10 protein-coding genes and 1 pseudogene are annotated in these 15643 nt (G+C 59.0%); 4 read left to right on the forward strand and 7 right to left on the reverse strand.

Translation table 11 applies throughout. The features are described 5' to 3' along the window. The gene (locus tag RDA78_RS25210; RefSeq protein ID WP_434052506.1) at nucleotides 1-912 is read right to left on the reverse strand and encodes an AraC family transcriptional regulator; all 912 of its coding nucleotides are present in this window, start codon (nucleotides 910-912) and stop codon (nucleotides 1-3) included. Here RDA78_RS25210 and RDA78_RS25215 point away from each other — a divergent pair. From RDA78_RS25215 to RDA78_RS25225, 3 genes are all read left to right on the forward strand, one after another. Next, nucleotides 911-1318: a DUF2000 family protein gene (locus RDA78_RS25215; RefSeq protein WP_434052507.1), complete on the forward strand. Its 408-nt coding sequence runs from the start codon at nucleotides 911-913 to the stop codon at nucleotides 1316-1318. The genes RDA78_RS25210 and RDA78_RS25215 overlap by 2 nt on opposite strands. Nucleotides 1319-1414: 96 nt before the next feature. Continuing rightward, nucleotides 1415-2578, forward strand: a complete 1164-nt coding sequence (locus tag RDA78_RS25220) for an iron-containing alcohol dehydrogenase (RefSeq protein WP_434052508.1) — start codon at nucleotides 1415-1417, stop codon at nucleotides 2576-2578. A gap of 86 nt (nucleotides 2579-2664) precedes the next feature. After that, on the forward strand, nucleotides 2665-3033 hold the full coding sequence (locus tag RDA78_RS25225) for an acyl-CoA thioesterase (protein WP_434052509.1): 369 nt from the start codon (nucleotides 2665-2667) through the stop codon (nucleotides 3031-3033). Between the two features lie 185 nt (nucleotides 3034-3218). Here RDA78_RS25225 and smpB read toward each other — a convergent pair whose 3' ends face one another. Together smpB and dapA are read right to left on the reverse strand one after the other, a co-directional pair. Next, a complete protein-coding gene (gene smpB, locus RDA78_RS25230; RefSeq protein ID WP_319386839.1) occupies nucleotides 3219-3698 on the reverse strand; it encodes an SsrA-binding protein SmpB in 480 nt (159 codons plus the stop codon). Nucleotides 3699-3730: 32 nt separating this feature from the next. Continuing rightward, nucleotides 3731-4609 carry a 4-hydroxy-tetrahydrodipicolinate synthase gene (gene dapA, locus RDA78_RS25235; RefSeq protein WP_434052510.1) on the reverse strand — a complete coding sequence of 293 codons (879 nt, stop codon included), beginning with the start codon at nucleotides 4607-4609 and terminating at the stop codon, nucleotides 3731-3733. Here dapA and RDA78_RS25240 point away from each other — a divergent pair. Then, a complete protein-coding gene (locus tag RDA78_RS25240; RefSeq protein ID WP_434052511.1) occupies nucleotides 4602-5831 on the forward strand; it encodes an alpha/beta fold hydrolase in 1230 nt (409 codons plus the stop codon). The two genes, dapA and RDA78_RS25240, sit on opposite strands and share 8 nt — an antisense overlap. Nucleotides 5832-5889: 58 nt before the next feature. On the opposite strand, the gene RDA78_RS25245 is transcribed toward RDA78_RS25240, so the two are convergent. The 4 genes and pseudogenes from RDA78_RS25245 to RDA78_RS25260 form a co-directional block, all read right to left on the reverse strand. Next, entirely contained in the window at nucleotides 5890-7077 is a 1188-nt protein-coding gene (locus tag RDA78_RS25245) for a porin (protein WP_434052512.1), read from the reverse strand. Nucleotides 7078-7720: 643 nt separating this feature from the next. Further along, nucleotides 7721-7897, reverse strand: a pseudogene (locus RDA78_RS25250) (porin); the annotation flags it as partial. A gap of 120 nt (nucleotides 7898-8017) precedes the next feature. Continuing rightward, entirely contained in the window at nucleotides 8018-10150 is a 2133-nt protein-coding gene (pbpC, locus tag RDA78_RS25255) for a penicillin-binding protein 1C (protein ID WP_434052513.1), read from the reverse strand. An 8-nt stretch (nucleotides 10151-10158) separates the two neighbouring features. Further along, entirely contained in the window at nucleotides 10159-15585 is a 5427-nt protein-coding gene (locus tag RDA78_RS25260; RefSeq protein WP_434052514.1) for an MG2 domain-containing protein, read from the reverse strand. Nucleotides 15586-15643 lie beyond the last annotated feature (58 nt).

The following is a 15643-nucleotide window of genomic DNA, read 5'->3' on the forward strand; positions in this document are numbered from 1 at the left end:
TCAATCGCCCTCGCTGGCGGTGGTGAGCTGCCGCCATGCTCCGGGAGGCATGCCGAAAGTGCGCCTGAAGTGCCTGGTCATGTGGCTTTGATCGGCAAAACCGCTTTCGAGCGCAGCGTCGGCGAGCGGTTTCCCCTTCGCAAGCAAGTGTTTCGCGTGGGCAAGGCGGCGCATGAGCAAATACCGATGCGGACTTGTGCCATAAGCGCGCCTGAATTGCCGCGACAAGGTGAAACGATCGAGATCGGCGAGTTTTTCAAGGTCGCTCACCCGCACTGGTTCGCTGAAACTCTCCTTCAGAAAGTCGGCACACCTTTCCAGCGCGCACCAGTCCATCGTGCCGAGGCCGGGAGAATCGTGACTTCCGACCCTTGAAAGACAGGTCGCCAGTTCCGCCAGAAACGACGTGCGCTTGAGCTCCCCCATTTCGCTCTCGATGTCTTCGAGGCACCCGCGCAGAAGTTCCTGCAAGTGCGGGTCGGAACAAACGGGATCGGCAAGATGGGGCAAACATCTTGTGCTGGTCGCTTCCAGCGCTTCGCGCATGTCTTCCGGCTGAATGTAAATCATGCGATACCGGAGGCCGATTTGCGTTCCGGCGCCCCCGTCATGCAGTTCATCGGGGTGAATGACGATGATCTGTCCGGGCAGTGACGCGTGCGAATTTCCACGATATCTGAAGGTCTGCACACCGTTCAGCGTCAGACCGATCGCGTAGGTATCATGCCGGTGGGGATCAAAACCCTTGCCTTTGAAGCGCGCTTCGATCCGTTCAATGCCCCCTTCCGCCGGCGCCACCCTGATCGAATCTTCGTTGGCCCTGCACAAACGTTCAAGACGACTGTCCCCATGAGGTGCCAGGTTGGTGCGAACCCGTGCCGATCTGATGCCTTTCGTGGAGTTTGCACTCATGTTTGATACCAAGTTTGTCGTCGTTGTCCGTGAAGACCTTGCCGTCTGGCAAAAACTCAATGTAACAGCGTTTCTGTCAACCGGAATAGCTGCCGCCAAACCTGACCTGATAGGTGAAGCCTATCGCGATGCTGCCGGCAACAGCTACCATTCCATGAGTGTTCAGCCCATTATCATCCTGTCTGCCAACTCAGACCTGATCGGCAAGATACACGCCCGTACGCTGCAAAGAGACGTGAAATCAAGTCTTTATATCGAGGAGATGTTTGCGACCGGTCACGACAGCGCGAACAGGGAGGTCTTTGCAAGGCATGAACCTGACGATGCGCGGGTCGTCGGCATAGCGTTTCACGCGGACAAGAAAGTTGCCGACAAGATCACCAAGGGTGCGCGCATGCACTCATGAGTCTCCCTGTCAATTCAGGCAATATTCCACGCTGCTCCCTCTCGACGGATCGGAGCGGAGCGGGCAATCTGTCGGCTTCATGAGTCAGGGGAAGACATGATCGAGCCGTTCACGTTCAATACCAGCCAACGTATCGTTTTCGAAAGCGGGGCCGCCGCGAAACTCGATCAGACTGCCGAGTTCTGCCTTGGGTCCCGGCCTTTTATTGTCACAGACCCCGGGATCGTCGCTCTTGGTCTGCATGCACCGGCTTTGGCCGCTCTGACCCGGGCAGGTCTGGAGGTCGGACAGTTTTCGGATGTTGTCCCTGATCCTCCAAGAGCGCTGGTTGAAAAGGCCGTCGAGGCAGCGAAGACGCATCAGGCAACATCCGTGGTCGGTTTCGGCGGTGGATCTTCTCTCGATGTCGCGAAACTCGTGGCACTGCTTGCGAAAAGCAATGAAGATCTGGACGACGCCTGGGGAATCGGCAACGCCAAGGGGCCGCGTCTGCCGCTCGTTCTGATCCCCACAACTGCAGGCACCGGATCGGAAGTCACGCCGATATCGATCATAACAGTCGGAGAAGAAGAGAAGCGCGGTGTTGTCTCCCCGCTCCTTCTGCCGGACCTTGCGGTGCTCGATCCTCTGCTGACGCTGGGTCTGCCTGCAGCCGTCACCGCGGCGACCGGGATCGACGCGATGGTCCATGCAATCGAGGCTTATGCATCCAAATCGGCCAACAACAATCCTGCGTCGCGGATGCTGGCCATCGAAGCGCTGCGGCTTCTCGGCGCCAACATTGAAACGGCCGTCTCAAACCCTGGGAACGAAGACGCCAGAGGCAGCATGCTGCTTGGATCCATGTTCGCCGGCATGGCATTTGCCAACTCCCCCGTCGCAGCTGTCCACGCACTTGCCTATCCGCTTGGCGGAACCTTCCACATTGCTCACGGGCTGTCGAATGCACTGGTTCTCCCGCATGTGCTGAGATTCAACAACAGCGTTGCCGCAACAACTTATGCCGAGATTGCTCCGTCGCTCTTTCCCGAGTTATCTGATATCGCAGACCCACATGTGCGCGCTGATGCATTTGCTGAAAAACTGGCCGAACTGGCGTCGAAACTCGGATTGCAAACCCGGCTAAGCGAATTGGGCATCACGGAAGAAGACGTTCCGAAACTCGCGCGGGACGCAATGAAACAGACCCGGCTTCTGATCAACAATCCACGCGAAATGACCGAGGCCGACGCATTGGATATCTACAGATCCGCGCTATGACTTCCACAAGTTATCCACAGGACATCAGACCAACGCCGCTTTCGAGGGCAGCCTTCCCGGTTTTTCAGGAAATCCCCACGCGGTGGATGGATGTGGACATTTATGGCCATGTAAACAACGTGCAGTACCTGAGCTTCTTCGATACGGCCGTAAACGGCTGGTATGTCGCCAACGGTCTTCTCGATCCCAGGGCCGGTTCCGAAGTCTTTCTCGTTGTCGAAACCGGGTGCCATTACTTTTCAGAGTTGACATTTCCGTCGACAGTTTTTGCCGGGCTTCGAATCGAGAAACTCGGCTCCAGCTCTGTTGTTTTTCGCATCGGCTTGTTTGCCGGCAAAGAAGATGAAACGGCTGCCCTCGGCCGCTTCGTTCACGTGCTTGTCGACCGGGAATCCCGGCGGCCGGTGCGGATTTCCGATAGAGCGAGGGGCATTCTATCAAGTTTGATGGCGTAGGAAATGCCATCCGGTCTGCCTGCAACAGATCCAGAGGTTTTCATCAGCTTGTTCACGGGATAACCGGTTGAACAGCGATTGCGCGGAACACCATGAACTCACAGGCAATCCACAAGTTATCCGCAGCATGTCAACAGAATGGGAAAACGCAGGCATGGCGTGTTTTCAACATGTGGAAAAAGGGATCAGCCCAAGTTCTTCATAAGACGGGATTTCTCGCGCTGCCAGTCGCGTTTCTTCTCGGTTTCCCGCTTGTCATGCAGCTTTTTCCCCCGTGCAAGAGCCAATTCGAGCTTTGCCCTGCCCTTGTCGTTGAAATAAAGCTTGAGTGGCACAATTGTCTTGCCCTCCTTCTGCACGGCACCGGCCAGCTTGCCGATTTCGCGTTTGTGCAGAAGCAGTTTCCGCGGACGCCTGGGCTCGTGATTGAACCGGTTGGCCTGCAGATACTCCGGGATATAGACGTTATAGATCCAGATTTCGCCGCCATATTCGGCCGCATAGGATTCGGCAATATTCGCCTTGCCGTTGCGCAGAGACTTAACCTCCGTGCCCCGCAACTCGATACCAGCCTCAAGCGTATCTTCGATTTCGTAGTTGAAACGGGCTTTCCGGTTGTCGGAAATGATCTTCCGTCCCGGATCGCCCCCCTTTTTCGAAGCCATTCTCGTCCTTCAGGGCATGACGCCCCACTCGATCAGTTAATCAGACCCGCATGTGCCATCGCGTCGCGAATTTCCGCCCTGGTCTCATCGGTCACCGGAACGAGAGGCAAGCGCATTTCCTCTTCGATCTTGCCAAGAACCGAAAGCGCATATTTGGACCCGCCGGGGCTCGGTTCAAGGAAAAGCGCCCGATGCAGCGGTGCAAGGCGGTCCTGATACTCAAGCGCCTTGGAAAAATCACCCGCCAGTGTCGCGGCCTGAAACTCTGAGCAAAGGCGCGGGGCAACATTTGCGGTCACCGAAATGCAGCCGACGCCGCCATGTGCATTAAAGGCGAGCGCGGAGATATCCTCACCAGACAGCTGATTGAACTCCGGGCCGCAGAGATGCCGCTGGCGGCTTGTTTTCGAAAGGTCCGCGGTCGCGTCCTTGACGCCCTTGATGTTCTCGCAAGTTTCATAAAGCTCGGCCATGGTTTCCGGTGTCATGTCGATGATCGACCGGCCCGGAATGTTGTAAATGATGATCGGCAGGCCGACCGCATCGTTCACCGCCTTGAAATGTGCCTTCAAACCCGCCTGGTTCGGCTTGTTGTAGTACGGCGTAACCACCAGCAAACCATCTGCCCCCGCTTTTTCGGCGTGCTGGGCAAAATCAATTGCTTCAACCGTGTTGTTGGATCCGGCACCGGCAATCACAGGCACACGTCCGGAGGCGGCTTCAACGCAAAGCTCGATCACCCGTTTGTGCTCGACATGGCTCAGTGTCGGGCTTTCACCGGTGGTTCCCACAGGGACGAGGCCGTTGGAGCCTTCCTGTATCTGCCACTCGACGAAATCCTGAAACCGTTTCTCATCAAGCGCTCCGTCCTTGAACGGGGTAATAAGCGCTGGAATGGAGCCTTTGAACATCTCGGTTTCCTCTTGGATGAGTCGTGTTTTTGCCAACAGGGTAGACTGCCCTGTCTCATTGGTGGCGCAACATACTCATCAGCTGCGAATGGGGCAATGGTTCCGTTGCCCTTCGACAGGATTCGGCCCTTTTTATTCAGCGCGATGCGCCTTTTCAGAGACACTTCGCTTCAAAGAGCACTGCGCTTGCGCTGTTTTCCTATTGGCAGAGCGTCATGTGCACCCCTATCTTTTGAAAAAACCTAATCAGGAAACGCGTTTGGAGACGATCATGAGCACTGCGCCTAAAGAAGCGCACGCGGGTGGTGTGCAAAAAGCCTTTGCGCCACCGCGGGATTTTACCTGGCAAAGCGCTGACGGCCTTCAGCTCTATGGCCGAAACTGGATTGTGGACTCGCCGCCCGATGAAGCCGGCATCCCGGTGGTCTGCTTGCCCGGTCTTTCCAGAAATTCTCGTGATTTCAATGATATAGCCCATTATCTTCAGGAACAGAATCATCATGTCATTGCCCTCGACTATCGGGGGCGTGGCAAAAGCGACTGGGATTCAGACTGGAGAAACTACGCCCTCCCGATCGAAGAAAACGATATTGCCCTTGCCATCGAAAAGCTTGGCCTGAAGCGGTTCGCGGTGCTTGGCACCTCCAGAGGCGGGCTCCACGCACTCGTCATGGCGGGCCGGTATCCTGCCGAACAAATGGCCGGCGTCATTTTCAACGATGTCGGACCGCATATCGAGATGCGCGCGGTCCACCGCATTGCAGCAACCCTAGGTCACCGGATGAGTGCAGGTTCACTGGAGCAGGTTGCCGAAAACCTGGAACATACCATCGGTTTGCAATTTCCGGCCTTTGTGGGCAAAGACTGGCTAAAACTTGCAGGTCAACTTGCCTCCGAAAGCAAAGACGGGTTCGTCATGGACTACGATCCCGCTCTCGCCCATCAATTCGCCAGCCTCGATGATGCAGCCCCCGCCCCCGACCTCTGGCCGCTCTATGACAGGCTGATCGATCGCCCTGTCATGGTGATTCATGGCGAAAAATCGGATCTCCTGAGCGCAGATACCTGCAAACGCATGATCGAAACGCATCCGAATGCGCGGCTCAAGACAATTTCGGGCCAGGGGCATGCGCCGGTCTTGTGGGAAACAGATACACATGAAGCGGTGGCACGGTTCTTGAGAGAACTTTGTCCGGTCAAACACTCAAAAAATAGATCATAAACAAAAGAAAACCCGGCGTTTCCGCCGGGTTTTCCATCAAACCTCGAGTGAGGATTGATTAGAACGTACGCTGCATACGAACACCGAAGAGGAGTTCGTCGAAGTCGTTGTCGCCGTTTCCGCCCGTGCCACCGATGGAGTTGTTGGCGTAACCAACGTCTGCACCCATGACGAAACCGGAAACCGGCTGCCACTGGACCGAACCGTCGATTGCCCAACGATCCACGTCACCGATGGTGTCAGTGGAGTCGGTGTCAACGTGAGCGTAGGAGCCGTCCATTGCCAGACCGATGGTCGGGGTTGCCTGGACGTATACACCAGCAGACAGGGAGTAACCGCTGTTGGTGTCGCCGTTGCCCTGCGAGTAGTCCTGAACGCCGGTCAGGCTGGTGATGCCGTTACCGATGTAGGACAGAGCGCCGTCAGCGTAGAAGCCCTGGAAGTAGATGTTGGAACCGGAGTTGGCGAACGGCAGGTTGACGTTCACACCAGCGCCGATTGCCCAGCCGAGGCTATCTTCACTACCGCCGTGCGGAACTGTAGCGTTGAAGGCTGCATCCGGGTAAACCTGGTGCAGAGCACCGGAGAGCTGTGCAGCACCCCAGCCCTGGGAAACGCTGAGAGCAGCAACAACGTCAGGCATACGGGTTCCGCCGTAAGGACCAACTTCGCGGCCGGAACGGTCTTCGAGAGCGATCGTAGCGGAGAAGCCGTTGCCGAAAGCAGCGGTGTAAGCAATCTGGTTGACCGTGGAGTCGGACCAGTCACGTGTGACAACACCCATGAACACCTGACCGGTGTAGATGTTGAAGTTAGAACCGAGGTAACCAGCTGTCAGGCCGCCCCACTGGATGTAACCAGCGTCCAGCTTGAAGCCGCTTGCACCGTTGGTGATGTCCATGCGCAGACCAACATAAGCACGCAGGGTGCCGAATTCGGTAGCGTTACGAGCATCGAGGTAAGCGTAACCGCGCGTCAGCCAGGAGTAGCCGTCGGAGTCACGAGCGCCCCATGCACCCGGAGAGTTGTCGTCATCCAGAACGTTGTTGACAACGAACTGCGTACGCAGACGGCCACCAACGCGCAGGCAGGTTTCCGTGCCCGGGATGTAGTAGAAGCGTGAACCGTAAGCGTCACAGACGCGAACGTAGTCGACCGGCTCCGGAGCAACCGGAAGATCGGCCGCCTGAGCGGTGGTAGCGGTAGCAGCAGCTGCCACGCCGAGCATCAAGCCCTTGAGTTTCATTTCTGACCTCCAATCAGTCATTTCAATTGGCACTAAAACAGAAGCGCCATTTGTCCCCGCGAATTAAGTCTGCGTTTGCTTCCGATCGGAGGTTGGATGTCCGTGGCATGCAAACCAGTGCGGCTCGAAGCCGCTCGCACCATGACCATACGCATCCACCTTCGCGGTTCAACATCGAATACGCCTTCCACCCTGCCCAGGCGCTGTTTTCAAAATCCGGTGTTGCGCGAATGTCACAAAAACGGGGCTAATCTTTAGAAACTGTTAGGAAATGAGCGCTCTAGAGCCTCTCGTAGCGACACAAAACTACGACGTAATACGGGTCAAACAGCTCACGCTATCGCGAATGCGGGCAAAGAATCGGTCGCTCAGAAAGGAGACGCCCCGGCAGATTGGAGCCTGCCGAGCCGCATGACTGACCGGAGTTCAGAAACTCTCAGTCAGGATTCTAACCGTCAGATTAGAATGTGCGTTGCATACGAACACCGAACTTGAGTTCGTCGAGATCGTCAATATCTGCGCCGGAGATGTCGGCGCTGGTGTTGGCGTAACCGACGTCAGCACCAAGGACGAAACCGGATACCGGCTCCCACTGCACGGAGCCGTCGATTGCCCAACGGTCGATATCCGCATCGGTGGCACCGATGAGCTGCGTTCTCAGACGGTCACCAACGCGCAGGCAGGTTTCCGTGTACGTGATGTGGTAGAAGCGGGAACCGTACGCGTCACAGACGCGAACGTAGTCGACCGGCTCCGGAGCAACCGGAAGATCGGCCGCCTGAGCGGTTGTAGCTTTAGCAGCAGACAAGACGCCGAGCATCAAGCCCTTAAGTTAGACTATCTCAGCACTGCTCGCGTCAGTCTTCAATGGTGCACGGAGCCGGTGAAGCGAGTTGGAAAATAGCGGCATGAATATGAAAAATTTAAATTTTTCAGATACTTACTTCATAAGGAATGAAACAGCCGCGCTTCGGCCAGTTGCGTCGAGGATTGTCACGTGCGCGTAGCCAGGTGCCTCTGGCTGCCAGACAAGCTGAGTTTGCAAGGGATCCACGCGTTGCGGTCGACCATTGACGAGAATCGCGTATGGCGCAGTTCCGCCATTGAATTTCACGACGATCGGTTGTGATGCCCTAGAGCCGCTCAAGTCCGTCTCAAACCCAAGGTGAAGTTCGGCTCCGTCCGGAGGATACGAGATCGACAAATTGTCCCGAAGCTGCCGCGTGTCACGGCTTTGCGTGGTTCTCGCGTAGCGCAACGAAAGAGGCACTGCCGCATCACGGAGTGCGCCACCGGCGTCAAAGTAAACCGGCAACGGTTCGCGGTTCGGGCCCAGTTTTTGAAACACCTCCTGGAGGACCGGCACCGCAGCTTTCAGGCCCGTTTGCCCTGGAACAGGTGAGCCGTCAGGCCGCCCGACCCAGACTGCAGCAACGAATCGTCCGTCATACCCGACCGCCCACGCATCCCGGTAGCCGTATGATGTGCCGGTCTTGTATGCAAAATGCTGTGTTTCAGCGCTTCGTGTCTGCGGCATTCCAATCAGGATGTCGCTAACCATCGCCGCTGCCTTTTTTGAAAGAACGTGCGGCGCTGCCGTCTTTACGCCGGATGACGACACGCAAGCATCCCGGCAGCCAGCAAGGTCGGTTCTCTCACCGCCCCTCGCCAGCGCTGCATAGACCTGCGCCAATTCGCCCAACGTGAGCCCGAGCCCGCCGAGGCTGACCGCAAGGCCGGCGGGTTTGCTCTTGTCGAGGACCGGCCGAACACCGCTGCGTTTCAGGCGCGCCATCAATCTCGCTGGCCCGATGGTCTCCAGCAATTGCACCGCCGGCGTGTTCAGCGAAAGCTGAAGCGCTTCGCGCAGCGTCACGGTTCCCTGGTACGCGCGATCGAAGTTTGTTGGCCGATAACCGCCAAAATCGATCGGGCGGTCGATGATCAGGCTCTCCGGGACACCGATCCCCTCCTCGAAAGCCAGTCCGTAAATGAACGGTTTCAGGGTCGATCCCGGCGAACGCACCGCGCGCGACATGTCAATGTGTCCAAGACGTGCCTCATCGAGAAGATCCGGAGCACCGATCCTGGCGAGGATCTCGCCGCTTTCGTGATCGGCGACCACGACCGCGAGCGAGACCGGAGCGGGAAAGTCGGCGACCCGCCGCCGCGCCTGCGCTTCGAGCGTTGCCTGCAGCTTCTTGTCCAGCGTAAGCCGATGTACCGCTTTGCCGGGTGCCTTCATCCGGGCGAACCGGCTCTCGTGAGCGCCCACCATCGGCATCGCGTACCGGCGCGTGCGAACCGGTTCCGCAGATGCAGATGCAGCTTCCGCTGGAGAAATGACGCCTCTGGAAGCTGCAACGGCCAAAACGCGGTTGCGTGCCAGGCGCGCATTTTCGGCGAACCGGTCGGGGCGCCGTGTTTCCGGGCTCTGCGGCAGGGCCACCAGCAACGCCGCCTCGGCAGCCGTCAGGCGACCGGGTTCCTTGCCGAACCAGGTCAGGCTCGCAGCCCGCACGCCCTCCAGGTTGCCGCCGAAGGGAGCGCGCAAGACGTAAAGGTTGAGGATATCCTCCTTCGTGAAGGTCTCTTCCAACTGGATCGACCGCAGGATCTGCTGGTATTTGCGTTGCAAACTCTTCGTCGGCCGTTCCTCAAGCAACCGGGCGACCTGCATTGTGAGCGTAGAGCCACCCGACACGATGCGCCCGTGGCGCACGCTTTGAGCGGCTGAACGCAGGAGCGCCCGGATGTCGACGCCGCCATGCTCGAAGAAGCGCTTGTCCTCAAATGCCAGCAGCATGTCGAAATAGATCGGGTCTATGTCACTCAGATCCGCCGGCAGGCGCCATTTTTCGTCATCGCTGATGAAGGCCCTGAGGAGATGATCGTTGCGGTCAAGCACAACGACCGACAAGGGCAAGGAGGCAGCATCGGGCGGCAGAGACAGCGCTTTGAAGTCGCTGTGGACTTTCCATGCACCCAGCAAGGCAAAGACGGCGCAGCAGACGCCGGTGACCGCAAGCGATCGCCGATGTCTTCGTGCCTTTTGCCAGAGACCGTCCAGCATGCCGGGCGTTACCGTGTTGGTCCCAGCACGGTGAAGCGGGACGTTTCGGTGATTGCCCTCCTGTTCGGCAGATACATGTCCTCTACCGAGGCCGGTGGATGCGCGAAAACGCCTGGTGTCGCGGCACGCGCCAGATAGGCAAAGGTCAATTCCTCACCGCTTTGCCGGTTCTGGTCCACGGCGACTTCGAACCGATCTTCGTAAAAGGCGGCATGTTCGGGCGACTCGACGGTCGACAGGAAGGAGAGAGCACCGATATCTCCTGAGCGTACCAGTCGCGGATTGTCGATAACCAAACCTGCAGGCAAGCGGTCGACGACCATCAGCCTCCCGGGCTGACCCGTCAGCGCGCGCACTGTCAGAACAACCGCCAGACGGGTGTTCACGGGAACCGCAGACGGATCGACCGGGTTGCCGTCGAGATTGTAGACCGTGCGCTCGATTGAATAGTCCCGCCCCCCCGCAGGCTCCGGAACGAGGGGCTGCCCCGACACGGACACGAGAATGTCGGTTGCGGTCGCGCCATTGTTGAGAACCTCGACAGGCGATCCGGCCAGCTCGGATCCTTCCAGAGACCAGGCAAGGCGCCCCGGCGATTCGGCGCCGGCTACCGAAATGCGTGCCTCTTCGGCGGATTCATTAAGCGCATTCGCCGCCAGAAGCAGCCAGGCCATGTCCTGGGTTGACCGGTTCGGTGTCTGGCTCTGGGCAACTTCCAGCTGATCCACCGCCTCGTCCCTCAGCCGTGTGCCTGCCAAAGCGGAGACCACGTAGTCGGTCACAGCTGCGCTGTCGCGCAATCGTGACCCGTAGTCCTCCCTGTAGACAGTGGAGGTATCACGCGGGAGGTCGGCAAGCGCAGCGGAAAAGCCGATTTCAGCCCGTTCCCGCTCGCCATAAAGTGACAGGCCGGCGGCCACCTGCGCCTTGGCGAGCGGCGTTGCAAAACTCTGCAGTTTTGCATCGAGATAGTAGCGCAGATCGCCCATCGACGCCCGGCCGTTTCGCGCAAGCACATAGAGAGCGTAGGCGATATCCTCGCCGCCATTCTGAAAGTCGGATGCGTAGGACAGCCGGTTTTCGAGATTGTCCAACGCAGTCGTGAAGGCGAGATCGGGAACGCTGTATCCGCGTTCGCGCGCGCGGGTCAGAAAGTCCGTCACATAGGCAGAGAGCCACGTATCGCCGCCGCCATAGCTGTTCCACAAACCGAAATCGCCAGAAGACGACTGATTGGCGAGAACCGACGAAATCGCCTTGACGACGCGTTCGCGTATGGCGTCGTCGCTGCCAAGACCGGCCGTTTCGGCGACCTCGCTCAGGTAGAGCAACGGCAAGGCGCGGCTTGTCGTCTGTTCGGTGCACCCGTAAGGATACCGGTCAAGAGCGGCCAGAAGACCGGCAAGATCGATGTTTGCCGCACCGCCGGCGGTCAGTGTCACATCGACCGTGGACGGCTTGAGGCCGTCGAAACTGTCGGCACTCAGGGTCAATCGTCCTCCAGCCGCCAGTTGGAACGACGACCGCCGAACGGTTTCCGGCTGGGTATCCCTGACATCAAGAGCGATACGCTTGACGAAGCCTGCGCCGTCGGGGCCGGTCAGAGCCGCGACCAACTCACTCCTGCCCGTTTCGGTACCGGCACCGACCGGCAGAAGCACGAGCGCCTTCCTGCCGTTTTCGATCTCCATGCTGCGAACCTGTTTCGGTGCATTGTCGACCGTGAGGCCATCCCCCGACGAGACTTCCAGTTCATAAGTCCCCGTCACGCCGTCAACGTTGTCGATCTCGATCGCGATACGTGAAACGTCGCCCGGCGCGAGGAACGACGGCGTGCTTGCCGTCATCACCACGGGTGAGCGGACTTCGACTTCCTGTTCCGCATGCCCGACGCCGTCGGCGCTCCACGCAACCACCATCAGTTTCAGGGCGCCGTTGAATGCGGGCACATCGAAAGAGACCGAGGTCTCACCGTCGGGACCGACTTCCACCAATCCTGAAAACAGCGCCACAGGCTCTTCGTCAGGTGGCGGCGAATCAAGACGGAGTGACATGGCATCCCCGCCGGACCGCACCCGGCCCAACGTTCCAGCCATCCTGTCGATGAGCTGTCCGTAAAGATCCCGGATGTCGGTTCCGAGACGGCGCTGACCGAAGTACCATTCGTCCGGGTTCGGCGTTTCGTAGTCGGTCAGGTTGAGGATACCGACATCGACCGCAGCCACGGTCACGTAGGCTTGTGTCCCGGTCTGGAGATTGGCAAGCCTGATCGGCACATCGAGTGTTGTTTCGGGAAGGATGCGATCCGGAGCGGATATTTCCACATCGATGACCCGATCGCCGGGATCGACCTGCAACCAGGACAAGCCCACCGAGCGGGACGGCATGCGCTTCTGATCGAGATCCATTGGCCGGTAAAGGCTCGCCGTCACATAGGCCCCCGCCCCCCAGTCATCGCTGACCGGGATATCGATTTCGGCCTCTTCGGCGGAGACTTCGACCGTCCGGCTCGCAAGCAACCCGCCGGCCACAACGTTCACCACGGCGATACCAGGCATTTGCGGTTTCAGCCGCAGTTTTGCGACCTCGCCGGGCCGATAGCTTGCCTTGTCCAGACCCACATCGAGATAGTCCGGAGTGTCGCTTGTCGCATCCGCCGAGTACCAACCGGCATTGAAGGAAAGGCTCGTTGCAGTCTGGAGCGCACCGCTGCCCTTGATATCGAGCCGGTACTCACCCCACTCCACGGGCAGCGAAAGGCCGCCTGGACTTCCCGCCGAGGTTTCGAGTTCGCCGCTTGAAACACGCTGCGAAGTCGTTATCGGTTCGAAGGACCAGCGCCCGTCGAGCCTGTACCACTGGTATCTGCGACTGACCTTGGACAGCGTCCAGGTCAGACCGCCTGCATCCATTTCCTTGCCGTTTTCATTGACGGCAATGATCGAAAAGGCCGCCGGGCCACCTTCGTCAACGCCGCCATCAAATGCTGGCCTGATGCCGATACGCGGACCGTCCAAGGCAACCGGCAGCTCAAGATCACGTTCGACAAAACGACCACCGGCCTCGACAAGCCGCGCAACAAGCGTTGCGTCGTAAAGAGCGGTTGTCTCGGGCAATGCCGGCATGGTCACGTCGAACGACACCCTCCCCTCCGCGTCTGTTTTGAGCCCCGAGGGGATCTCACCGCGCCGCGAATAGGTTTCCTCGCTCTCGAGCCCGAAGACATAGCCCGGATGATCTTTCATCGTTCGTGCGGGCCGGACAATCACATCACCTTCGAGCGACTGGCCGCTGGCAGGAGATCCGTAGAGAAATTTCGCCTCCAGTGAGATGGCTGTCGGCGACGTTCTGCTGAAGGCATTCGCCTGTGTGTCCAGCTCGAAATCGACGCGCTCGGGCTGGTAGTCCTCCACCAGGAAGGTTTCCTGGGCCAGCGCGCGGCCCTTCGGATCTGCAAAAATCTGCCACGACCAGATGCCCTGCTGCGCCGATGCGCCGAGATCGAGATCCTGAAGATGTCCCCCCAGGCCGGCATCAGAGACAGTAAAGCGGGCATGCTCCACCCCATCTGGACGGTTGAACACGAAGGTCAGCGGAAAGTTTTCTTGCGCAACGGCCTTGGCGCTGCGCAGGAGTGCCTGCGCATTAACTGTTTCACCCGCTTTGTAGATCCCCCTGTCTGTCCACGCGAAGACATCCAGGGGGCCCGGGGCCGGACGCCCCTCGACACCCCTGTCTGACAGGTCAAAGGCCGGTTTGCGCAGGTCGAGGAACGAATAGTCACCTTCGGCCGTCTCGGCAATCAGCACACCTGGCGCAGATCCGCCGCGCCCGCGTGCCAGTCCGGCCGCGAACTCGGCGAAACCGTCCGCGTTGGTGACGGTTTCTCCAAGGATATCGTTGTTGACGGCCAGCAATCGCACCGTCACACCTTCGAGCGCTTCGGCAGAGGCGAGCGAGCGAATATTCGCGGCAATCCCGTTGTCACCGTTCAGCGCGGTTATCCCGAGATCGGAAACAAGAAACCACTGGGTCGCAAGCGTGCCCCAGCGATTCTTCACGTCGAGCTTCGAGCGCGCGGTCAACGCGTAAATGCCGGGCTTGAGATCAATTCCGGTTTCACCGACCGGAAACGCTGTCGTTACGTCCAGATTGAGCGGGTTCTCGGTTTCGACAATGCCCGACCAGACCTTTTCGCCGAGTTCGTCTTCAATGCGGTCTGCCTGCCAGGGGTCGAGCTGGCGCAAAAAGCGGTTGTCGCGAAGGACGTCCGCGACCGACCGGTTGCCGACGCGATAAATCGTTGTTTCGACCTCACTTGTATTGACCGACACGATCGGAATGGTCGGATTGCCGCCCGAGGGCAGCACGTAGGACCGGCTCAGGAAGTGAACCGACGGAGACCGGTCCTTGACGTAGATCGACAGCTCGGACGTCTTTTCCAGTTTCTCACCGTCCGCAGCTGGAAGGCCGCTGCGTGCGGTCACCTGATAGCGGGCGCCGTGTTCAAGGCCGTCGGCACAGATCTGTGTTCCCTCGGCCTCGATCGAGGCGGTGGTCGGGCCGCGAACAGAGACATAGGACGTCAAGTCTTCGCCGAGCGGCAGTTTCTGGGAGAAGACGAGGCAGATCCTTGGAGCCGTGCTGTCGGAGTCCACCTGATGCTCCACGATTCGGAAGCCGTGCTGCGCGACAAGCTCATCGTAGCGGCGGCGCAGATCGGGGTTGTCGCCAAGCGCGAGCGACGCTCTCAGGGACTTGATCGCCGGCTTAAACTCGCTTCTGCGCACAAGGGCGCTGCCGAGCAGGTCCAGCGCGTAAGACCGCTCCTGCGGTGTCACTGACCGCAGATAGGCGTTGATCGCCGCAGAAACCGCGTTTTTCTGCTTGGTTTCCCTCTCCTGCCAGTTCTGCGGATTTTGCGCCAGCAATGCCTGGGTGAGCTGGGTCCACGCCGCGAAATCGCCCGGCTCCAGAATGATCAGTTGCACAAAGTCCGCTTCTGCAAGCGCAGCGTTCCGGTTTCTGAGAGCAGCAAGTGCTTCCGCGCGCAGTTGTTCGACTGTTGCCCTGCTGGTACGGCGGCTATTGGCAAGGCTTTGCGAGTAAGTTTCCGCGCTTTCCAGTTGCGCACGCGAAACAAATGGCAATTCTGCCTTGCGGTCTGCGCTCTGGTCGGCACGCGGTGCCTGAACCTCGACAACCCGTCCGGCAATAGCCCCCTGGAAGCTCTGGAGCTCCCCGAAATCGGACTTGAGAAAACACCAGCCGGCAGAGCTGTTGAACGTGAAGGCGCGGCACTGGTTGTCGCCAAGACAGGCGGCGGTGCAGCCGTTCAGATCGACATCCTTGACGGTTCGATAGTCGCCGCCGAAGAAATCCGCATCGTCAATCGTCACGATCCGCCGCTCCTGGGCACTGGCCGACGGGACCATCGTGATCGCCAAAGTGCAAACCAAAGGTGCTGCGAGCGCCTTGAAAGAGCGCTTTCTC

The sequence above is a fragment of the Roseibium sp. genome, from assembly GCF_051016195.1.
GTDB lineage: Bacteria > Pseudomonadota > Alphaproteobacteria > Rhizobiales > Stappiaceae > Roseibium.